Genomic DNA, 22303 nt, shown 5'->3' on the forward strand with positions numbered 1-22303 from the left:
GCCGGGGCGATGGCGTTCGCGCGCGGCGAGCCCCACCGCGTCGAGCATCGCGCGGGCGCGCTCGCGCCGCGTGCGCGGCGTGCCCCACGCGAAACAGCCGAGCTCGACGTTTTCAAGCGCCGACATCACCGGAATCAGGTTGAATTGCTGGAACACGAAGCCGATGCGCTCGCGGCGAATCCGTTCGAGCGTGTCCGGCGCGTCGTCGATCCGGCGGCCTTCGAGCCAGCGTTCGCCGGTGCTCGGTACGTCGAGAAAGCCGGCCAGGTTGAGCAGCGTGCTCTTGCCGCTGCCCGACGGGCCGACGAGCGCGACGACGTCGCTCTGACCGATCGAGATCGTCGCGCCGCGCACCGCGACGACGCGGCCCGCGCCCTCGTACACGCGCGAAACGTCGCGCAGTTCGAGCACCGGCGTGAGCGTGGCGGTCGTCATGCGTACGCTCCCTGGCCGGCTTCGGCGGCGGCTGTTGCGTGGATGACTGGCAGCGCGCCGTTCGCATAGAGGTCGCGGCACTTCAGGCGCTGCAGCTTGCCGCTCGTCGTGCGCGGCAGCGAGCCGGGTTCGACGAAGCACAGGTCCTGCGCGGCGAAGCCGATCCGCGACGCGAGCAGTTGCTGGCACTCGGCGCGCGTCTGCGGCGTTGCATCGACGGGCCGCGCCTCGATCGCGACGACCAGCCGCTCGGTGCCCGTCTCGGGGTCGGGTAGCCCGAACGCGATGCAGGTGCTCTTGCGCAGCGTGCGATGGGAGGCCAACGCCTCCTCGATTTCGTGTGGGAAGTAGTTGCTGCCGCGAATGATGATGACTTCCTTCTTGCGCCCGAGGATATGCAGCTGGCCGTCGGCGACGTAGCCGATGTCGCCGGTGCGGAACCAGCCGTCGGCCGTCAGCGGCGCGGCGATCAAACCGTCGTCGGGATTCAGGTAGCCGAGCATCACCGACGTGCCGCGGATCGCGACTTCGCCGACCGCACGGTTCGCCAGCGCGTGATCGCCGTCGTCGAGGATCCGGAACGCCATGCCCTCGATCGGCGTACCCATCGCGAGCACGGTTTCGGTGTCGGTGGCGGCGCCGTCGTTCGCGGCGGCCGGTTGCGCATCGCGGCGCTCGATCAGCGCGCGTCGGTCGAGCGTGTCGGCGATCACGTACGGCGCGCCGTCGACCGTGCCGTCGTGCCACGCACGATGCATCGATACCGCAAGCGTCGATTCGGCCATCCCGTAGCACGGCTGCAGCGCCGATGCCGCGAGGCCGTACGGCGCGAACGTCGCGGCGAAGTCGCGCAGCGTCGCGTCGTCCACGCGTTCGCCGCCGATGAAGATGTTGCGGCACGCGGACAGGTCGACGCCTTCCATCGCGGCGGCATTGAAACGGCGCACGCAGTAGCGCAACGCGAAGGTCGGCACCGACGTCGTCGTCGCACGCGCCGACGCGATGCGCTTCAACCAGCCGAGCGGATTCCGGATGAAGCTGTTCGGTTGCATCATCAGCAGCGGCGCGCGGTAATGCATGTTCGACAGCAGCGTGAGCAGCCCCATGTCGTGATAGAGCGGCAGCCACGACGCGGTGCCGTCGCCGGCCGCGAGGTCGAACCGCACCGACCCGCCGATGCCGAGCACGTTCGCGATCACGTTCTCGTGGCTGAGTACCGCGGCCTTCGGATGCGAGGTCGAGCCGGACGTGAGCTGGACATGATGCGGATCGCGGCCATGCTTCCCGCTGATCAGCGCACGGGCGCCGGCATCCGCGACGAGCGACAGCGTGTCGAGATCGACAACGCGCGTGGATGAGGCGGGAAACGCGTCGTCGCGCCATGCGGCCGATTGCGCATCCGCGGCGATGACGAGGCGCGGCCGGTACAGCTCGCATGCGACGTCGATCACCTGCCGCCCGGTGGTGGCGCGGCGCGCGGGAACGGGCACAGTGCAGGGCAGTGCGCCCGTCATCACGCAGGCCATCATCGCGGCCGCGTGCTCGACCGACGCGGGCAATGCCAGCATCACCAGGTCGTTCTCGCGCACATCGAGTTCGCGCAGCGCGCCGGCCTGGCGAAACACTTCTTCCGCGAAGCGCCGGTACGTGATGCTCGCCTCGTTGCCGGCGTCGTCGACGAACGTCATGCGATGCATGGCGCCCGCGACATCCTCGAGCGATTCGATCAGGCGATGAATGGTGGATGCGCACTTCGTCACGAGGATTCTCCCCTTGAGGAACACGGCCGCTCGCGCCACGGTGCCGGCGGCGCCGTTCGTCGAGTGAGGGGGATTCTTGCCGGATCGACATGACGCGACAAACGGAATATTTGCAGGCTATGCATGAGCAGCACGCATCCACTCGGCGTTGCCATGTGCGTATACGTGCGAGCCCGCGCGAGGTGAATGGTCGGTACGCATTCGACCGGTCGTCTAGTTCACGATGTGGTGCGCTCATGCGCGGGCGTCATGCAATGCGTTCGGAAAATTCGCTTGTCCGAAGCATCGACTCACAGAAGAATTGCAACCCGGCAGCGCGCCAGTGTCGCCGCGTCATCGTGCCGGGCAGGGTCCGGCCAAGGAGAGCATTTTGTCCGTCACCTCATCGCTTCTCGCCCGTCAGAAACCGGTTGCCGACATGAAGAGTCGCCCGAGCGGCGTCGTCTTCTCGCTGAAGCTCGCGGTCTACGTCGCGCTCATCGCGCACGGCATGCTGTTCGCGCTGTCGACGGTTGTGGTCCTGAAGATCGTCGGCATCGTGCTGATCGGCGCGATGTACGCGCACGGCGTCGAGCTGCAGCACCAGGCGCTGCATTACCAGGGGTTCAGGAGCAAGCGGCTCAACATGGTGTTCGGCGTGCTGCTCGGCATGCCGATGCTCGTGTCGTTTCATGCGTACCAGGACAGCCACCTGCGCCATCACCGGCTGCTCGGCACGCCCGAGAACAAGGAGTTCTTCGACTACGGCGACCAGTACGGCGCGAGCCCGGTCGTCAATCTCGGCCTGTGGGCGTGGCGGCTGTCGATGGCCGCGCACTACATCCAGTTCGCGAAGAACGTCGCGAAGCTCGTCGTGCCGGGCGCGCGCTTCGGCGACAACCCGCTGGTGTCGCGCGCGATCCGCCGCGATCACCTGCTGATGGTCGCGACGATCGCGTTGCTGGCCGGCGTGTCGTTCGCGCTGCACACGTGGTTCGTCGTGTGGGTGTGGGTCGTGCCGCTCGTGTTCGTGGCCGCGCCCGTGCATGCGCTGGTCGAGATGCCCGAGCATTACCGCTGCGACCTGACGAGCACCGATCCGTTCCGCAACACGCGGACGATCGAGAGCAATGCGTTCATGACGTGGTTCACGAACGGCAACAACTTTCACGTCGAGCACCACATGATGCCGAACCTGCCGATCGAGCGGCTGCACGACCTGCATGGCGCGATCGGGCCGCGCATCCGCTACTACCACCGCACGTACCGGCAGTTCTATTACGCGCTGCTGCGCGGCAGGCTGTCGCCGCGCACGGTGGACGACGACGCGGACGACCGTGCGCCCGACGCGGAAGCGGCGGCGCCGGCGTCCACGCAATCGGCATGACCGAGGCAGTGCTGCCCGTGTGCATGCCGCGCCCGAACGCATTTCAACGACGGTGACGACGATGCTCTATCCGGAACTTTTCAGGTCGCTGGAAGCGGTGCGCTGGGACATGGAGAAGGACATTCCGTGGGACAAGTTCGACGCTTCGCTGCTCACCGATGAGCAGGCCGAGACGATCAGGATGAATGCGATCACCGAATGGTCGGCGCTGCCCGCGACGGAAATGTTCCTGCGCGACAACCAGCACGACAGCGACTTTTCCGCGTTCATGAGCGTGTGGTTCTTCGAGGAACAGAAGCATTCACTCGTGCTGATGGAATACCTGCGCCGCTTCAAGCCGGAAATGGTGCCGACCGAAGCGGAGCTGCACGCGGTGCGCTTCGAATTCGACCCGGCGCCGCCGCTCGAGACGCTGATGCTGCACTTCTGCGGCGAGATCCGACTGAACCACTGGTACCGTTGCGCGGCCGACTGGCACACCGAGCCGGTCATCAAGCAGATCTACGAAACGATCTCGCGCGACGAAGCGCGCCACGGCGGCGCATACCTGCGCTACATGAAGAAGGCACTGAACGACTGCGGCGACGTTGCACGTGCTGCGTTCGCGAAGATCGGCGTGCTGATGGCGTCGGCGCGCCGCACCGAGAAGCCGCTGCACCCGACCAACCTGCACGTGAACCAGGCGCTGTTCCCGCGCGACACCGTGCAGTCACGTTTGCCCGATCCGGAGTGGCTCGAGCGCTGGCTCGACGAGCAGATCCGGTTCGATGGCGAGTGGGAAAAGAAGGTCGTCGAGCGGATCCTGCACAACCTGTCGATCCTGTTCGAGCGCACGTTCTTTACTGCGCAGGAACTGAACCGCTATCGCCGCGAAGTGACCGCACGGACGCACCGTGTGGCGGACGGCGTGGTGGACAGCGTATAGCGACACGCATTCCGTCCAGTAAAGGGTGGAACCGATTCCGGACGGTGTGGCTGCGTCATGCATGCGGATTGCCGTTCCGGCCGGCGGAATATTCAATTCCGGACATAATTGGTTCATCAATTCCCGGGAATTGCACGGCGCAATTCAATTTCATGCGTTTAGTATATTTTCATAAACATGAAATTGAGGATTTAAATAGTATTCCGCGTGTATGTTGAGATGCGTATTCTTTTCGCAATCCGGAAAATGGATAAAAATGTTTGGTAAATGAAATTGTATTGTAGGCATCTGAACGTGCCTCTGCTGTAGCGTCAGGATGGTCGCCGGAACACGGATTCATGCCTGTAATATCCTGATTTTGCGTGTCTTTATCTGCCGTCCTCAGCATCGTTCCGGTCGTATATTTATTTACAAAAGCACTACTTCATAATGCTAATGTAAGAATATCGCGCCGATGAAAAATGATAGATAAATACGAGTGTCACGATTGAAAATAAGAATGATCTGCATCCATGCTTCAATATAAAATCGTTCCCGAATCCAAATAGGAGAAACGATTCAGGGAGACGAACGGCGACTTGCCTGTCGGTGGGTGCAACTTTGAGGCGGCGGTATGGCTAATGTGAGATTGGCAAAGCGATTGAGAAGTATGCCTTCGCTGGATTTCCTGAGAGGCTTTGAATGCGCGGCGCGTCATTTGAGCTTTACGCGTGCCGGGCAGGAACTGAACGTCACGCAATCCGCCGTGAGTCGCCAGGTCAAGGCGCTCGAGGAGCAGCTCCGGATCGAGCTCTTTCACCGGCACATTCGTTCCCTGACGCTGACCGACAAGGGGCGGGAGCTGTACGACGCGATCTCGTTCGCGTTGTCCGACCTGGAATCGGTGATCGGCAAGCTGTCGTCGAGTGTCGGCCAGCGTGCGATCTCGTTGTCGACCACCGTTTCGTTCGCGGCACTGTGGCTGATTCCGCGCCTCGGTTCGTTCCGCGCAAGCTACCCCGATATCGATGTACGCGTATCAGCAACGAGCGAAATTGAAGATCTTAAACGCAAACGTTTGCACCTGGCCGTGCGATATGCCGGCCCGTATACGTCGACGGACGAGACGGACGTGCTGTTCCGCGAGCGCGTCGTGGCGGTCTGCAGCCCGAGCCTGATGTCGGCGGCGGGCGACGCCGCGTCGATGAAGCCGGAGGACCTCGACAAGCACGTGCTGCTGCATCTCGACGATCCGCGCGGCGAGTGGCCGTGGCACGGGTGGAGCCATCTGCTGAAGGAGCTGGGCGTGCCGCGCCTGCGGCCTGCCGGCGCGCTGCATTTCAGCCAGTACGACCAGCTGGTGCAGGCAGCGGTCGACGGGCACGGCATCGCGATCGGGCGGCGGCCGCTGGTCGACGGGCTGCTGAAGCAGGGCCGGCTCGTGGAGCTGTTCGCACACTGCACGGTCGCATCGGGCAGCTACGTGCTGGTGCAGAACCCGGATGCGTGCAACGAGTTCGATATCGCGGTGCTGACCAACTGGCTGCTCGAACAGGCGAGCCATCCGCTCGCGTCGGAGCCGGAAACGGGCAGCAGCAACGTGGTGCCGATGTATCGCGTCGGATAGGACGATCGCGTCACGCCGTCGCGCGTGCGTGTCGAGGGTGTCATGCGGCAGGTTCGATGCGTGGGCGGCGCGAATCGTCATGCGTCGCGCGTGCAACCTGTGCGATGATGCGCCGCTTCGCATTCGTTGCAGCACGCCGCTGACCGCGGCGCCCGGTTCGGGGCCGCTGCCGAGCGCGCCGACACCGGAGACGACATGCCCGCAGTGAACATTCATGGCAGCACCCTGCATTATCAGGATCACGGTACCGGGTTTCCGGTGCTGCTCGGGCACAGCTATCTGTGGGATTCGGCGATGTGGGCGCCGCAGATCGACGCGCTGTCGCGCCAGTATCGCGTCATCGTGCCGGACCTGTGGGGACATGGCGCATCGGGCGCGCTGCCCGAAGGCACGCAGACGCTCGACGATCTCGCCGCGCAGGCGGGTGCGTTGCTCGATGCGCTGGAGATCGAACAGTGCGCGCTCGTCGGGCTCAGCGTCGGCGGCATGTGGGGCGCGCGGCTCGCGTTGCGCGAACCGCAGCGCGTGCGCGCGCTCGTGCTGATGGATGCGTCGCTCGAGGCCGAACCCGAAGCGACGCGGCTGCGCTACTTCGGGATGCTCGACGCCATTGCCGCCGCGGGCCGTATCGCGCCGCCGCTGCTCGATGCGATCGTGCCGCTGTTCTTCCGGCCGGACGTCAATCTCGCGGGCCCGGTGCCGTCCGCGTTTCGCGACGCGCTCGCGAACCTGCCGGCCGACCGGTTGCGTCAATCGATCGTCCCGCTCGGCCGGCTGATCTTCGGTCGGCCCGACACGCTGTCGGCACTCGCCGAACTGGACGCCGAACGCACGCTGCTGATGTGCGGCGCGGGCGACATGGCGCGCCCGCCGTCGGAAACCGTGAAGATGGCGAGCGTGATCGGGTGCCCGCATGCGCTGGTGCCGGACGCCGGCCACATCTCGAATCTGGAAAATCCTGCGTTCGTCACGCGCACGCTGCTCGACTGGTTCGACGCGCAACGGCTGTCGGCGGGCTGACGCCGGCGCGTGTCGCGCGGCGCCACGCCACGCGAGCCAGCGCGACCTGAGCCCGCATCACGCGCGTTCGCTGACCGGCGTGAGCTTCCTGTCCCGCCGGCGTGCTTCGTCGGCTCCGCCGCGAACGAGACTCAGCGCCTCCGCGCGGCTCGCCACGCACGGTGCGGAGCCGGGCAGCGGCTGGCGCGCGGTCTCGCGCAGCGCGAGCACCGACACGATGCCGATGAACGATGCGCCCATCAGGTAGTACGCGGGCATCATCAGGTCGCCGGTGCGATCGACCAGCCATGCGGTCACGAGCGGCGTCGTGCCGCCGAACAGCGACACCGACACGTTGAAGCCGATCGCGAGCGCGCCATAGCGGATGCGCGTGGGGAACAGCGCGGGCAGCGCCGACGGCATCACGCCGGTAAAGCACGACAGCAACACACCGTAGATCAGCATCCCGCCGAACACGGGCAGCATGCCGCCGGTGCGGATCAGCATCAGCGCCGGCACCGCGAGCACGAGCAGGCCCACGCAGCCGGCCATCATCACCGGCTTGCGGCCGACCGTGTCCGACAGGTGCCCGGCATAGAGCGTCATCGGCATCATCAGCACCATCACGAGCAACACCAGGAACAGGCCGTGCGATTCGCGGAAGTGCAGCGTCGCCGACAGATAGCTCGGCAGGTACGACAGCGCCATGTAATCGGTCACGTTGAAGATCAGCACGAGACCGACGCATTGAAGCAGCGGCCTCCACTGTTCGACGAGCAGCGTCGCGAAGCGTTGTTTCGGCCGCGACCGTTCGTCCGCTTCGCGTGCTTCGGCTTCCTTCTTGAAAGCAGGCGTTTCCTCGAGTTTCAGCCGGACATAGAGCCCCACGAGACCGAGCGGACCGGCGATGAAGAACGGCACGCGCCAGCCCCACGACAGCAGCGCTTCCTGCGACAGCGACGCGGTGAGCAGCGCGACCGTCGCCGCGCCGAGCGTATAGCCGATCAGCGTGCCGAATTCGAGGAAGCTGCCCATGAAGCCGCGGCGCCTGTCGGTCGAGAATTCGGCGATGAAGGTGGCGGCGCCGCCGTATTCGCCGCCGGTCGAGAACCCCTGCACGAGACGCGCGACGAGCAGCAGCACGGGCGCCATGATGCCGATCGACGCGTAGCTGGGGATCAGGCCGATCGCGAACGTGCCCACCGCCATCATGATCATGGTTGCGGCCAGCACGCGCTGGCGGCCGATGCGGTCGCCGAGCGGGCCGAACACCATGCCGCCGAGCGGACGCACGAGGAACGCGGCCGCGAACGTGCCGAAGGTCGCGAGCAACTGTGCAGACGGGCTGCTGGACGGGAAGAACACCTTGCCGAGCGTGACGGCGATATAGCTGTACACGCCGAAGTCGAACCATTCCATCGCGTTGCCGAACGCCATGGCGCCGACCGCGCGCTTGAGGACGGCGGGGTCGACGATCGTGATGTCATCCAGCTTGACGGACTTGCGCGAAGACCGGGCTTTCGCGGGGTGCGCTTGCGACGGGCTCAAAGAACTCTCCTGGAATTGCCTTGGCACCCGGCCGGGCGGGTGAGCAGTGGAGTCGTGCGGGCCGATGGACAGCGAAGGCGGGTGTCTCGGGGCGCCTCGATGTCGGGGGAGTGACGCACGTTGCGGGCGACACCGGGCAGGTTTGTTGTGAGAACCAGTTTAGAGAAACGGGCGCAGCCGACTATCGGTCATGCGCCCGGAACCCGGTTGTAAACGACATCGACGATGTCGCACGAGAATGTCGGGAACGGCCGGGCTGGTTCATGCGGTCGCGCATGCGAGGCGACCGCGCCTTTTCGTGGAATACGACGAGATGCGACACGATGCAGAAAGACGTCGTGCACGATGCACCGGGACGAATGCATGCCCGCGCAACGATTTTCCGTCATCAGATGGAATTAAAAAGTTAATTCGGAATGCGAATATTATGTAGAGGCGAGATAAGCGCGGGTCAGACGGGCGGCCATTCCTGCATCGGAACATGCGGTGGATCCCAGGACTTGCGCCGGCAGTCGGGTCGGTTGCCGAAGCACGCATTGTCGATCCCGTGCTCGATGTTCATTGCCCCCTGACTGTTGGCCGTCGCGACCTGCTCGGACTGCGCAGCGGCCCTCGTCAGGCTGTAGCGGATGCCGACGGCCTGGCGCCGTCGAATGGGCGAGGGCGGCTCTTGAAGAACATCCGTGCGTGACAACATCGCGTTCACCACGCTTCGCGACGACGCACGGGGTCGAGATATTCGACAGCAGCGTGACAATCCTGACGTGACGCGACAGGTCTTCAGGGCTGTCCGTCCGTTCGGTCATCAGGCGCGTTTTGTATGAAGAATGGGTGTCGATGGCCGCGATAAATCGCGAGGAATTTCGCACCGCACGAACCCGCGCATTCGGTCATACGCGAATTTTCATAAATGCGAACGTTTGCGTGTCGCTATGCTGGAATATTCGACGATGAAACCGGCATTTCATTACCGATGTGAAGCCGCGGACGATTTGAATGTCCAATAACGTTCGATGAAAATTCCTGTCACGAACACATACACGAAATCGAAGTGTGTACGATGCCGGCACGCCATTGCCGATTCGCATTCAGCGATTCCGGATGGCGCCTGGTCAACGCCACCGACTGCGGCAGTATTACGCCAAATTACGGCGAACCCGGTGTTGACATAAAACTTTCCGAAATGCGCGATTGACCGGCACAGCGATGGGGATCGAGGCCCGGCAGCGCGCGGCGAAGGGCGCCGCGCCGCACGCGTTTTTCCGAACACGATCGATCGATGGCAATGCGTGATTCGCGCGCGACGCTGCAGTGCCTGCGCGTTGATCGCGCTTTCATGCGTGCCGGCAATTGCGGTGCATTCAACGGAATCGCGTTCCTGACATTCATCCGGAGGTCGATCCACCGTCGCTATCACGACACTAATTCCGAATCATTGAGCTACCTCTATTTTTGCTGGATTTGAGTGAATGCGTTGCGGTTGATATGAAGAATCTTTAAAAAAGGGGGCCATACCGTCTGCTTGATTGATTCCGACAACAACACGGCGAAAACAGACATTGACAAATCGGCGGACAAAGGCCGCCCATATGATGCGGCGCAGAAAACCAGAAATGTAAGAAATTGTCAAAGGTCCGTAATAATGCAGACAGTGTCGAATCATTCATCGACGGGGTTAAGCGTGAATCGTGGCAGAGGCCCCGGAAACGGGCATCAACGGGCAAGCGTAATCGTACTGCTGCTCGAGGGTTTTCCCATTATGCAGATGGGCAAGCTGGCCGCGGTTTTCGAACTCGCCAATCAGCTTGGCCGTGAGGATGGCGCATTCGTCGACCACTACGAATTACGGCTCTATTCCGTGCATGGCGGGCCGGTTCGCTCGTCGTCGGGTGTCGGGATCTGGACGGAGGCGGCCAGTACGCTGGACGCCAGCACCGTGCATGCGATGTTCGTCCTGAGCGGTCAGGGCGGGATCGACAAACTCGACGAGCAGCTGATCGCGTGGCTGAGGTATGCGCATCAGCGCGCACGCGTCGTGAGGGGCAGCAGTGGCGGGCGGAAGTTGCTGACGCAGATTCACCTGGCCCAAAAAGAGGTGGAGCGCGCATCGCCCGAGATGGACGCCGGCGGCGCGTGGCAAGTCAGGCGCGACGACTTCGACTATGCGGGCGACGAGGACGATGGGCCGTTCTCGGATGCGCTGTCGATCGTCCGGGTGGACATGGGCTACGAAATCGCGCAGGAAATCGTGATGTGCATGGTGTCCGGCGCGAACCGGAAGCTGACCGACGTGCTGTTCGGCGCACGAGTCGCGCGAGCGAGCACGCTGATTCGCATGGCGGCACATCATCTGCGCGTGAATAGCGAAAACCGCATCTCCATCGCGGACGCGGCGCAGGCCGCGGCGATGAGCGAGCGCAATTTCCTGCGGCGCTTCAAGAATGAAATCGGCGTGACGCCCACCGAGTTCGTGTTGAGGATCCGCCTCGAAAAAGCATGCCGCATGCTGATCGAGACGGATCTTCCGGCGGACAAGGTCGCGAGACGAACCGGCCTGGGCAGCGGCGACCGGATGGCGAAGCTGTTTCGCCAGCACTTGCAGACCTCGCCGACCGAATACCGGGCCGCCGCGCGAAAAGGCGGCGACGCATCGGCCGAGATGTTGTACGCGTCGGATCTGAGCGGCTGGATGAGCGGCGCGACCTCCTAGGTCACACCATCGCGGCTCGCGACCCGAGATCGATCCGCGGAATTCAATACCGTGCATGTCATCCCTATCGGGATATTCGTGTTTCGTTCGAATGACAGGGCCGTCGTTCCGGAATCAAGACCCGGATATCGGCTAATCGAAATGCGACGAAGGCGGATTCAGCCACAATCGTGGCGCAGTCCGACACGGCGCGTCAAAAGCGCGCTTCCACTGAATTAAGTTATCGACTGGCCTTTCGAGGAGGCGGCACCCCGGTACTCCTCGGAATTTTGCCTGCCGTGTCGTCGTGAGCGCACTGTGCAGGCCTTTTTATTCGTCGAGCCAGCATTCGTGCCGATCCTGTTCGGTCGATGCTTGCCCGCATGTTCCGGGCGGCGATCCGGTGATGCGATCGCTGCCCGATGCGCCGAGACGACCGGCGCGATCAATCCACTTTCAACGGTCAATTGCGCGTCGCGATGGCGAGCCCGATTCGGGAATTTCGCATCGCGATCGCTCGGCATTCCCGTCCGGAATTTCATCGCGTCATGCGTGAAACGGATCGAATGATATTGAGTGGAAACCCGCCTTGATTTCTTCCGCCATCAACAAGGCGGATTCGGACGCACGCGATAAAAGCGCGAATCGCGACGAATATGATGCGCTGCGGAAACATTGAAGCAACGACGTCGCGACGGTCGCGTCGCGTCGAATGCGCTTCGCATCCGGCCGGATCGGCCACGGCGGATTCGAGCGGCATGAGGTGAAGACGTGAGGCGCCGATGCGCCACGCGAACGGGTGTTGGACGATGAATTAGGAGTTCATATCAATGAATTCGTTGATCAATCGAGCGACCGATATCGGACTGATCGTGCTGGGCGCGTTCATTCCGGCGCTGATCGGCGCCACTGGCGGTGCGCGAGGATCCCTGTTCGACGGTGCGCTGGTTGCGTTCGCCGCGGCGCTGGCATTGTCGGTATTCCCCGCCTGCGGCATCTACGAGCCGGTGCGGACGCGATCGTTGTTGCGCGTGCTCGGCCGGACCGTGCTCGCGTGGATCGTCGTGCAGGGCATGAGCACGGCGCTTCTGTACGTGCTGCATCGTGCCCACGTGCTGTCGAACGAATGGTTCGTGTACTGGACGCTCGCGAGCGGGATCGGCCTGATTGCCTTCCGTGCGCTGACGCTCGCGATCTTCGGGATGATCGCGCGGGCTGGCGGCCAGGTTCGCGCGGCGGCGATCGCGCATGCAGACCGGCACGGCCAGCAGGCGCGCACGCACCGGCCGGCTGCGCGGATCAAGCGGGTGATCAGGCGGACGGTCAAGCGGAGCTTCGACCTGGTCGGTGCGTCGCTGCTTCTCGTGTCGCTGGCGCCCGTGCTGCTGGGCATCGCATGGGCCGTGCGGCGTGATGGCGGCCCGGCGATCTTCGGTCACGAGCGGGTCGGCCGCAATGGCCGGCCGTTCAAATGCCTGAAGTTCCGTTCGATGGTGGCGAACGCCGATGTGGTGCTCAAGGCGCTGCTGGAACGCGACCCCGACGCTCGCGCGGAATGGGATCGCGAGTTCAAGCTGAAGCACGACGTCCGCATCACGCCGATCGGCCGGTTCCTGCGCAAGACGAGTCTCGACGAGTTGCCGCAACTGATGAACGTGCTGAAAGGCGACATGAGTCTGGTCGGGCCGCGCCCGATCGTCGAAGCCGAGCTCGAGCGTTACGGAACCGACGTGCGCTACTACCTGATGGCGAAGCCGGGCATGACCGGGCTCTGGCAGGTCAGCGGCAGAAACGACATCGACTATTCGACGCGTGTATCGCTCGACGTGTCATACGTTCGCGAATGGTCGTTGCGTCGCGACATCGGGATTCTGTTCAGGACGATCAACGTGGTGTTGCGAGGGTCGGGCGCGTACTAGGCGTCGCGGGGCCGCCGGGCGGGATGTACACCGGCGGCGCGTCGCGGCGGCACGCGCCGGGTTTGGCAGTGCAGGCAGCAGGTCCGATCTCGACAGGGGTGCTGTACGCGCGTCGACACGGCGCGCGGCGATCGGAGCAATTTCCAATTAAAACAGGTGTGAGGTCGTCATGCAGAGGTTGCGTCAAATGGAGTCGGTGCGCTCGTCCGCGCCGCGATGGCCGGTGCGTGCCGGTTCGCTGGCGGCGATCCTGCCGCTGTGTGCGTTGCTCGGCGCGTGCGGCATCGCGCCGGGCATGCGCATGGAGCAGCCTGCGTCGATTCCGCTGCAGAGCGGCGCCACGCCGGCCGACAGCGTCGCGCTGCCGGTGCCGGTCACGAACATCGACGTGTCGCTGATCCGGCGCATGCGTGAGGCGGAACGCGGCCCGAGCGGCGACGCGCACGATATCGTCGCGCCGCCGGACACATACACCATCGGGCGCGGCGACGTGCTGCAGATCACGGTATGGGACCACCCCGAACTGGCGGCCGCGCTCGGCGCGCCCGCACAGGCTGCACCGCGCGCGGCGGATGCGCCGCCGGGTTTCGTCGTCGACCAGGACGGCACGCTGCAGTTTCCCTATGCGGGCCGGGTGCAGGTTGCCGGACTGACGGCCGAGCAGGTGCAGACGCAGCTCACGCGCCGTCTCGACAAGACCTTCCGGAATCCGCAGGTGACGGTGCGCATCGCGTCGTTTCGCGCGAAGCAGGTCTATATCGAGGGCGAAGTGCACACGCCGGGCTCGCAGCCGGTGAACGACATCCCGATGACGCTGTACGACGCGATCGGCCGCGCGGGCGGCTTTGCGGCGACGGCCGACCAGAGCCGGATCGTCCTCGTGCGCGACGGCGTCGAGCGCCGGATCGACCTGACCGAGATGGCGGAGCAAGGGCGCAACCCGTCGAAGATCGTGCTGAGGAACGGCGACCTGGTGCGCGTGCTGCCGCGCGATGAAAGCGGCGTGTTCGTGATGGGCGAAGTCAACAAGCCCGTGACGGCATTGCCGATGCGCAATGGCCGCCTGACGCTGAGCGAGGCGATCTCGCAGGCCGGCAGCCTCAACGCGAACACGGCCGATGCCGCGCAACTGTACGTGGTGCGCGGCATGCAGGACGAGCAGCCGCAGGTCTATCACCTCGATGCCCGATCGCCGGTGGCCATGGTGCTGGCGAATCAGTTCCAGCTGAAGCCGAAGGATGTCGTGTACGTCGACGGCAACGGGCTCGTCCGGTTCAGCCGCGTGCTCAGCCTGTTGCTGCCGGCCATCAATGCCGGCCTGACCGCGGCGATTGCGACCAAATGATCGAATCCATCCTGATCGTCTGCGAGGGAAACATCTGTCGCAGCCCGATGGCCGAAGCGATGCTGCGCGGGGCGATGCCCGGGCGCCGCATCGTGTCCGCCGGCCTGAACGCGCTCGTCGGCATGCCGGTCGCGCCGTATGTACATGACGTGATGCGCCTGCGCGGCTTCGACGTGTCGACGCATCGTGCGCAGCAAATCGGCCTGTCGCTATGTACCGACGCCGACCTGATTCTCGTGATGGACCGGCGGCAGCGCACGTCGCTCGAAGGCCGGTTCCCGTTCGTGCGCGGCCGCGTGTTCCGCATCGGCGAGTACACGGATTTCGACGTGCACGACCCTTACCGCCAGCCCCGGTTCGTCTTCGAACGCTGCGCGCGACTGATCGAGCTCGGCGTGTCCGAGTGGTCGAAGCGCCTTCGCATCGTCTGAACCGGCCGCCGGTCGACGCCCCACTGGAACCCATTCGCTCCCTATCGTTGCCATGACTCAACCCTCCGCCCCGCCGCAGCAAGCCGCCGAAGACGGCAGCGAGACCGATTTCGTCGCGGTGCTCGACATCCTGATGGAAAGCCGCTGGCTGATCGCGACCATCACGTGCATCGTCCTGGCCGCGGGCCTGGCGTACGCGATACTCGGCAAGCCGGTGTTCGAAGCGAACATCATGGTCCAGGTCGAGGACAGCCCCGATACGTCCGCCGCGAAGTCGTTGCTGGGCGACGTTTCCGCGCTGTTCGACGTCAAGTCGTCGGCCGCCGCCGAGCAGCAGATTCTCGCGTCGAGGCTCGTCGTCGAACGCGCGGTGGACAAGCTCCACCTCTTCATCGACGCATCGCCCAAGCGCTTTCCGGTGATCGGCGACTGGATCGCGCGCCACAGCGACGGCCTGTCCGATCCCGGCCTCGCCGGAATCGGCGGATACGCATGGGGCCGCGAGCGCATCGACGTGCCGCAGTTCGACGTGCCGCGAAAGAACGAAGGCGACACGTTCACGCTGACGAGCCTGGGCGGCAAGCGCTACCGGCTCGAAGGCGGCGATTTCGACGCCCCGGTCGAGGGCACGGTCGGTACGCTCGAGCGGTTCCGGTCGCCGCGCGGCCCGATCCTGCTGCGCGTCGATGCGATCGTCGCGAAACCCGGCGCCGAGTTCGTGCTCGTTCGCAACTCGCGGTTGAAGACGATCGAGGATATCCGGGACCGCCTCAACGTCCAGGAGCGCGTCAAGCAATCGGACGTCGTCGTCGCGAGCCTGCAGGACACCGATCCGAAATGGGTAAGCGACACGATGAACGAGATCGGCCGCCAGTACGTCCGCCAGAACATCGAGCGGAAATCGGCCGAGGCCGCGCAGTCGCTCGAGTTCCTCAACGCGCAATTGCCGCAGCTCAAGCAACAGTTGACCGATTCCGAAGCGCGTCTGACGAAGGTGCGAAACGAGCGCGGGACGGTCGACCTGACCGAGGAAGCGAAGCTCGCGCTGGCCCAGACCGCGGACGCGAAGACGCGCCTGCTCGAACTGCAGCAGAAGCGGCAGGAGCTGATGTCCCGCTTTACCGAACGGCACCCGAGCGTGACCGCGATCGACGAGCAGATCGCGGCGCTGAGCGGCTATCGGAACGCCGCGGAGCTGCAGATCCGGCGCCTGCCGGACCTGCAGCAGGAAACCGTGCGCCTGATGCTCGACGTGAGGGTCAACACCGATCTCTACACGGCCTTGCTGAACAACATGCAGCAGCTGCAGCTCGTGCAGGCCGGCAAGGTCGGCAACGTACGCCTCGTCGACACCGCGGCGGTGCCGGAAGTGGCGGTGCGGCCGAAGAAGGCGCTCGTCGCGGTGGCGGCGCTGCTGCTCGGGCTGCTCGCCGGCTGCGGCACCGCAGTCGTTCGCTCGATGCTGTTCCACGGCATCTCGGACCACAACGAGATCGAGCGCCGGCTCGGCCTCGCGGTCTACACGACCGTGCCGATCAGCGACCACCAGCGCGACCTGGCCGAAGAGGCCGCGCGCAAGAGCGGCCACAAGTCGATCCTGTCGATCGACTTCCCGAACGAGCCGGCGGTCGAGTGCCTGAGAAGCCTGCGGACCGCGCTGCAATTCGCGATGCTCGAGGCGAAGAACAACGTCGTGCTGATCGCCGGCCCGGCGCCGGGCGTCGGCAAGACGTTCATCTCGTCGAACCTCGCGGTCGTGATGGCCAGTGCCGGGAAGCGTGTGCTGCTGATCGACGGCGACATCCGCAAGGGACGCCTGCACGACTATCTCGGCTTTTCACGCGGCCGCGGCTTGACGGAACTGATCGCCGGCAGCGCGCGAGTGGACGACGTGCTGCATCGCGAGGTGGTCGAGGGCCTCGATTTCCTCTCGACCGGGACGATGCCGAAGAACCCCGCCGAGCTGCTGCTGAACCGGAACCTCGCGTCGCTGGTCGCCGATCTGTCGTCGCGCTACGACATCGTCATCGTCGACTCGGCGCCGGTCCTTGCCGTGCCCGATACCGGGATTCTCGGCGCGTTCGCCGGCACGACGCTGCTCGTCGCGATGGCGGGCAAGACGAAGCTCGGCGAGATCGGCGAATCGTCGAAACGATTCGCGCAAAACGGCATCCGTCTGAACGGCGTCATCTTCAACGGCGTCAATCCGCGGCTCGGCCAGTACGGGTACGGCTCGAAGTACGGCGGCTACCGGTACGTCGCTTACGAATACGGGATGCACGATGCGTGACGCGTGCATGACCGCAGGCGGCCCGGCACGCGAGCGCAGCTGGGGGGCGCGATGATCAATCCCCGGGATTCGGTCGTGTCGCTGGCCGGTGTCGTGATCGGGCAGATCGCGCTGTTCGCGTGCATCTTCGTGATCGGGCGACGGTTCGGGCCGGAATCGCTCGGCCACTTCAACTACCTGCTCGCGCTGGCGACCTTCGGCGGCACGCTGCTCGCCTTCCGCTACGAACTCGCGTGCGTCGACGACAACCCGCGCGAGTCGTTCAATGCGTTCGTCAACGTGACGGCGCTGGGGCTGGCCGTCGTGGCCGTGTCGGTGGCGGCGATCCGCATCGCCGGTCGCCCCGACCTGGTCATCGTCGCGGTCTATGCGCTGGCGTCGTTCGTGCAACTGGCCGCGGCTTCGTACCTGAACAGCATGAGGCGGTACGGCTGGATCGCGCTGTCGCGCGTGGTCGTCAACGGCGCGTTTCTCGTCGGGCTCGTGCTGGCGCTGGCGTGTCACGCCTGCGCGGGCACTGGCGTATTCGACCTGTATGCGTGGGTGAGCGCGGCGGTCTCGCTGGCGATGGCCGGTGCGATCCTGCTGACCGGCTACCGGGCCGGCCATTCGTTCCGGCTGTCGCGCGGCTTCTTCGCGCGGAACCGCCGCTTTGCGCTGTACATCCTGCCATCGACGCTGTGCGCGTCGGTGCTGACGTACGCGCTGTCGATCGCGATACCGCACTGGTTCGACGCGCAGAGCGCCGGCTACTTTGCCGCGGCTTACCGGCTCGGCTTCTTTCCGGTTTCGCTGATCGCGCAGAGTGTCGGCGGGGTGTTCCGGCGCGATGCCATCGGCGCGATGGCGCGGCCGGATGCGGCCACGACGGTGCCGCAGGTGTACCGCACCTACGCCCGCGCGCTCGCGGGGCTCGCGGCCGTGTACATGGCGGGCGGGCTGCTGCTGTTCGCGCCGCTGGTCGGCCTGTTCTTCGGCGAAAGCTGGCGGGGCGCGGTCGGGTTCTATCAGAGCCTGATGCCGCTCTTCGCGCTGCAACTGATCTACGTGCCGCTGTCGCAGATCTTCCTCGCCACGCGCGCGCAGCGCGTCGATTTCCTGTTCCAGCTCGCTTGCGGCACCTGTCTCGCCGGCGCGCTAGGCGTGGCGAGACTGATGCACCTGTCGGCGCCCGCAAGCGTGCAGATCTTCTCGCTGACGGGCGCGGCGCTGATGGCGGCCGGCATCGCGCTCACGTACCGGGTGCTTGGCGCGAACCTGTCCCGATCCCGCGCGCCGGCGTGACGGCGCCGCTACGACGAACGAACCCACCATGATCCTGATAGTCATCGATTCCCTCGAGCGGTACTTCTTCGTCACCCGCCTGGTGAGCCCGGTCAGGCACGAGTACGAGTTCGCGTTCCTGACGAGCGAGCCCGTCGCGCATCTCGGCCTGCTGCTGGGCGGCTATCGGTCGGTGTACCTGAACCGCCTGATGCCGATCGACATGCCGGACGCGCAGGCTGCCGACCGGACGCCGTACCGGCTGTCGATCGAGGTGCTGAACGGGCAAATGACGGAGGCGCGCGCGAAGCGCGAGTCGGCGGCGATTTTCCATCTCGCGTCCGAGCTGTTGCGCAGCCGGCGAGTCGAGCAGTGCGTGATGTGGAACGGGCAACAACTCGTGTGCCGGGCGGTTCGCCAGGCATGTACCGTGTACGGCGTGGCGACCCGGTTCATCGAGATCTCGAATCTCCCGGGCAAGCTGTTCGTCGACTCGCTGGGCGTCAATGCGCTGTCGACGATCAGCCACCACCCCGAAGTCATCGATGGCCTGCCGCTGCCCGACGAGGAGACGCATGCGCGGTGGCTGTCGCGCTACGAGCGCGACAAGCGGATGCCGTTGCCGCAGGCGCGGACGTCGCTTGCGCGCAAGGCGATGTCCGCGACCAACTACCTGCTGAAGGTGGTCAGCCGCGGGGTGGCCCGCAAGCGCCTCGCCAGCGTGCGTGCGCGCAACGGGATGCCGGCGCCCCGGCAGGCGGCGAATCTGTCGACCGATACGCTGTCGACCAGCCGCTACGTGTTTCTGCCGCTCCAGGTGTCCGGCGATACGCAGATCAAGCTGCATTCGGACGTCGGCAATCTCGAGGCGATCCGTCACGCGTTCGAGTTCGCTGCGAACGAGAGCGCCGACCTGTTCGTGAAGCTTCATCCGGCCGAGACCGATGCGGCCGAGATCGACGCGATCGTGCGCCTGCAGGACACCTACCACTTCGAGATCGTCACGTCGCCGACCACGGATCTGCTCAAGCACGCGTATGCGGTCGTCACGATCAATTCGACGGTCGGGCTGGAGGCGATGCTGTACGGCAAGCGCGTGGTGTCGCTCGGCCGGTGTTTCTACAAGGAATTCGACCGCGAGCGCCTGCTGAAGTACATCCATTCGTTCCTGATCGACGGAATCGACTACTTCGGCACCTCGCGCATCCCGGCCGACGCGGCCCGGCGCGTGTTCGCGAGGCCCCATTGAGATGACCGTCACGTTGCGACAGACCGCCGAGGCGATCGCCGAAGACTGCCGCCGCAATGCGTTCGTCAAGACGCGCTGCGTCGTGGTGTTCTACCGGATCGTGCATTACCTCGCATGCAGGAGCCGGCTCACGCTGCTGGCCGGCGCGCCGCTCATCGTGCTCTACATCGTGCTGTGCGACTGGCTGATGGGCATCGAGATTCCCGTGAAGACGAGGATCGGCAAGGGGCTCACGATCTATCACGGCACCGGCCTCGTGATCAACGGTTTCGCGGTGATCGGCGACTACTGCACGCTGCGTCACGGCGTGACCATCGGCAACACCACCCGGCAGGACGGCACGATCGACGGCGTGCCGACGATCGGCGATCACGTGGAGTTCGGCGTGCACAGCGTCGTGCTCGGCCCGATTCGGGTCGGCGATCGCGTACGCATTGGCGCCGGGGCCGTGGTGCTGAGGGACGTGCCCGACGGCCGCGTCGCCGTCGGCGTCCCGGCGCGCATTCTCGACAACGGACAGGAGCCGCAATGAAGGTGTTCATTCTGCATCCCGGCAAGGCGAACTACCCCGAGATCGCCGCCTACGGGCATTGCCTGGGTGCGCACGGATTCGAGGTGTTCGACGGCGATCTCGACGCCTACGCGCGTTTTCCGGATCGGGACGCCTGCATCCTGTGGTGCATCATGGGCTTCTATCGCGCGTTGCCGCCTGCCCGGTACGTGATTCACGACTATCGCTCGCTGTCGGTCGGGCGGCTCGCCGCCGTCAAGGATCGCGTGAAGCGCGCGCTCAATGTCCGCCCCGATCTGCGGATTTTCCAGAATGTGCAGATGCGCGACGCGATGGCGTTCCGCGACGACGTGCGGACGTTGTTGCTGCCGATGGGCGTGCCGGACTGGATCTTCGATCCGGACGGCGCCGACGCAGGTGCCGCGCACACGCCGTCGGGCCGGTTCTGCTACATCGGCGAAATGAGCCGCGAGCGCGGTTTCCACAAGGTGCTGGCGGCCTATCGCGACGCACGGCGCGACGAGACGGACACGCTCGTGCTGGTCGGCCAGCCGGAGCCCGAGATCCGCGCGGCGTTCGGCGATACGCCGGGCATCCGGTTCGTCGGCCGCGTGCCGCAGCCGGAGGCGTTGCGCATCGTCCGCGAAAGCGAATACGCGGTGTGCTTCTTTCCGTATCACCGGCCGCACTGCTTCCAGACGCCGACGAAGCTGCTCGAATACGCATCGCTCGGCAAGAAGATCGTCTGCAACGACGCGCCGTCGAACGTGCGTACTGCGAACGAGCTCGGCATCCAGTGCCATGTCACCGGCGCGACGATTTTCGACGAGCTGTTTCCGCTGTCGCGGATTCGCGCGAACGGCACCGACCCGGCCGCGATGAGGTCGCTCGAATGGGGGCGCGTCATCGAGCGCTCGGGCGTGCTTGCGTATCTCGGCGCGGCCGCGGCGCATCGTTCACGAGGCGCAATCCGATGAAGATCGTCCACCTCGTCGAATCCAGCGCCACCGGCACGTTGTCGATGGTGTGCCTGATCGCGAATCGTCTCGCCCGCGACGGCCATGACGTGCACGTCGTCTACTCGGTGCGGCCGGATACGCCCCCCGGGCTCGCCGCACTGTTCGATGCGCGCGTGGCGTTGCATCACGTCCAGATGAAGGGGGCCGGCCCGTTGCGGACCGTGTTCCGGCTGCGCGCGACGCTGACGGCGCTCGAGCCCGACGTCGTGCATCTGCATTCGTCGTTCGCCGGTTTTCTCGGGCGGCTGTCGACGCTGTTCGCGCTGCGGAAGGCGGCGTTCTTCTACAGCCCGCACTGCATTTCGTTCATGCGCCGCGACATCTCGACCCTGAAGCGGCTGGCATTCGTCGCGCTGGAGAGGATCGCGTGTGCGCGGAAGTGTCTTTACGTGGCCTGCTCGGAAAGCGAAGGCCGCGCGATCCGCGCATGGCTGCGTCAGCCGGTCGTGGTGATCGAGAACGCGGTCGGCGGCGCGCCGCACGTTCGTCCGGACGACGCCGCGCGGCCGTCGAGCGGCCCCCTGTGCGTGACGACCGTCGGCGGCATTCGCACGCAGAAGGATCCGGTGCTGTTCGCGCAGATCGCGCAGGGCATGCGCGCGCGCGGCATGCGCTTCGTCTGGATCGGCGACGGCGACGATGCGTTGAAGGCGCGGCTGGCCGAGGCCGGCGTCGAGGTGACCGGGTGGTTGCCGCACGACGAAGTGGCGCGCCGGCTCGACCGCGCGGACGTGTATCTGTCGACGTCGTCGTGGGAAGGCATGCCGGTGTCGGTCATCGAGGCGATGCTGGCCGGCCGGCCCGTCGTCGTGTCCGACTGCGCCGGCAACGTCGACGTCGTGCGCCATCTGCAAACTGGTGTGGTCTATGCGACGGCAGCCGAGGCGGTCGCGTGGCTGGCGCGCCTCACCGGCGACCGTGCCTTGCGCGGGGAGCTGGGCCGGCGGG

At 65.3% G+C, this 22303-nt stretch carries 18 protein-coding genes; 14 read left to right on the forward strand and 4 right to left on the reverse strand.

Features of this window, described 5'->3' with window-relative positions; all coding sequences use genetic code 11:
- On the reverse strand, positions 1-435 hold a 435-nt coding region (locus G3N93_RS13000; protein WP_206133179.1), incomplete at its 3' end, for an ABC transporter ATP-binding protein.
- On the reverse strand, positions 432-2195 hold the full coding sequence (locus tag G3N93_RS13005; protein ID WP_307873409.1) for a fatty acyl-AMP ligase: 1764 nt from the start codon (positions 2193-2195) through the stop codon (positions 432-434). The genes G3N93_RS13000 and G3N93_RS13005, both read right to left, overlap by 4 nt.
- A 418-nt stretch (positions 2196-2613) precedes the next feature.
- Between G3N93_RS13005 and G3N93_RS13010 the strand changes: the two genes are divergently transcribed.
- The 4 genes from G3N93_RS13010 (at position 2614) to G3N93_RS13025 (ending at position 7112) form a co-directional block, all read left to right on the forward strand.
- The gene (locus G3N93_RS13010; RefSeq protein ID WP_174933426.1) at positions 2614-3561 is read left to right on the forward strand and encodes a fatty acid desaturase; all 948 of its coding nucleotides are present in this window, start codon (positions 2614-2616) and stop codon (positions 3559-3561) included.
- A gap of 52 nt (positions 3562-3613) precedes the next feature.
- The gene (locus G3N93_RS13015; RefSeq protein WP_206133181.1) at positions 3614-4486 is read left to right on the forward strand and encodes a ferritin-like domain-containing protein; all 873 of its coding nucleotides are present in this window, start codon (positions 3614-3616) and stop codon (positions 4484-4486) included.
- 613 nt (positions 4487-5099) lie between these two features.
- Complete coding sequence (locus G3N93_RS13020) at positions 5100-6092, forward strand: LysR substrate-binding domain-containing protein (RefSeq protein WP_206133182.1); 993 nt, start codon at positions 5100-5102, stop codon at positions 6090-6092.
- Positions 6093-6287: 195 nt separating this feature from the next.
- Entirely contained in the window at positions 6288-7112 is an 825-nt protein-coding gene (locus tag G3N93_RS13025) for an alpha/beta fold hydrolase (RefSeq protein ID WP_206133183.1), read from the forward strand.
- Between the two features lie 57 nt (positions 7113-7169).
- On the opposite strand, the gene proP is transcribed toward G3N93_RS13025, so the two are convergent.
- A complete protein-coding gene (gene proP, locus G3N93_RS13030) occupies positions 7170-8639 on the reverse strand; it encodes a glycine betaine/L-proline transporter ProP (protein WP_206133184.1) in 1470 nt (489 codons plus the stop codon).
- A 451-nt stretch (positions 8640-9090) separates the two neighbouring features.
- Positions 9091-9336, reverse strand: a complete 246-nt coding sequence (locus G3N93_RS13035) for a hypothetical protein (RefSeq protein ID WP_206133185.1) — start codon at positions 9334-9336, stop codon at positions 9091-9093.
- Between the two features lie 942 nt (positions 9337-10278).
- Here G3N93_RS13035 and G3N93_RS13040 point away from each other — a divergent pair.
- The 10 genes from G3N93_RS13040 to G3N93_RS13085 form a co-directional block, all read left to right on the forward strand.
- Entirely contained in the window at positions 10279-11349 is a 1071-nt protein-coding gene (locus G3N93_RS13040) for a helix-turn-helix domain-containing protein (RefSeq protein ID WP_206133193.1), read from the forward strand.
- Positions 11350-12158: 809 nt separating this feature from the next.
- Positions 12159-13247 carry a sugar transferase gene (locus G3N93_RS13045; protein ID WP_206133186.1) on the forward strand — a complete coding sequence of 363 codons (1089 nt, stop codon included), beginning with the start codon at positions 12159-12161 and terminating at the stop codon, positions 13245-13247.
- Positions 13248-13416: 169 nt separating this feature from the next.
- A complete protein-coding gene (locus tag G3N93_RS13050) occupies positions 13417-14592 on the forward strand; it encodes a polysaccharide biosynthesis/export family protein (protein ID WP_206133187.1) in 1176 nt (391 codons plus the stop codon).
- Positions 14589-15023, forward strand: coding sequence for a low molecular weight protein-tyrosine-phosphatase (locus G3N93_RS13055; protein ID WP_174933411.1), 435 nt, complete (start codon positions 14589-14591; stop codon positions 15021-15023). Before G3N93_RS13050 ends, G3N93_RS13055 begins: the two co-directional genes overlap by 4 nt.
- A gap of 52 nt (positions 15024-15075) precedes the next feature.
- Positions 15076-17313, forward strand: a complete 2238-nt coding sequence (locus G3N93_RS13060) for a polysaccharide biosynthesis tyrosine autokinase (RefSeq protein WP_206133188.1) — start codon at positions 15076-15078, stop codon at positions 17311-17313.
- 51 nt (positions 17314-17364) lie between these two features.
- Positions 17365-18597, forward strand: coding sequence for a lipopolysaccharide biosynthesis protein (locus G3N93_RS13065; RefSeq protein WP_206133189.1), 1233 nt, complete (start codon positions 17365-17367; stop codon positions 18595-18597).
- A 28-nt stretch (positions 18598-18625) separates the two neighbouring features.
- Positions 18626-19825, forward strand: a complete 1200-nt coding sequence (locus G3N93_RS13070) for a capsular biosynthesis protein (protein ID WP_206133190.1) — start codon at positions 18626-18628, stop codon at positions 19823-19825.
- 1 nt (position 19826) lies between these two features.
- Positions 19827-20357: a serine O-acetyltransferase gene (locus tag G3N93_RS13075; protein ID WP_174933403.1), complete on the forward strand. Its 531-nt coding sequence runs from the start codon at positions 19827-19829 to the stop codon at positions 20355-20357.
- Positions 20354-21313, forward strand: coding sequence for a glycosyltransferase (locus G3N93_RS13080; protein WP_206133191.1), 960 nt, complete (start codon positions 20354-20356; stop codon positions 21311-21313). Before G3N93_RS13075 ends, G3N93_RS13080 begins: the two co-directional genes overlap by 4 nt.
- Positions 21310-22303, forward strand: a 994-nt coding sequence (locus G3N93_RS13085) for a glycosyltransferase (protein ID WP_206133192.1), incomplete at its 3' end; no start/stop codon positions are given. The genes G3N93_RS13080 and G3N93_RS13085, both read left to right, overlap by 4 nt.

It is taken from the genome of Burkholderia sp. Se-20378 (assembly GCF_017104665.1).
Lineage (GTDB): Bacteria > Pseudomonadota > Gammaproteobacteria > Burkholderiales > Burkholderiaceae > Burkholderia > Burkholderia lata.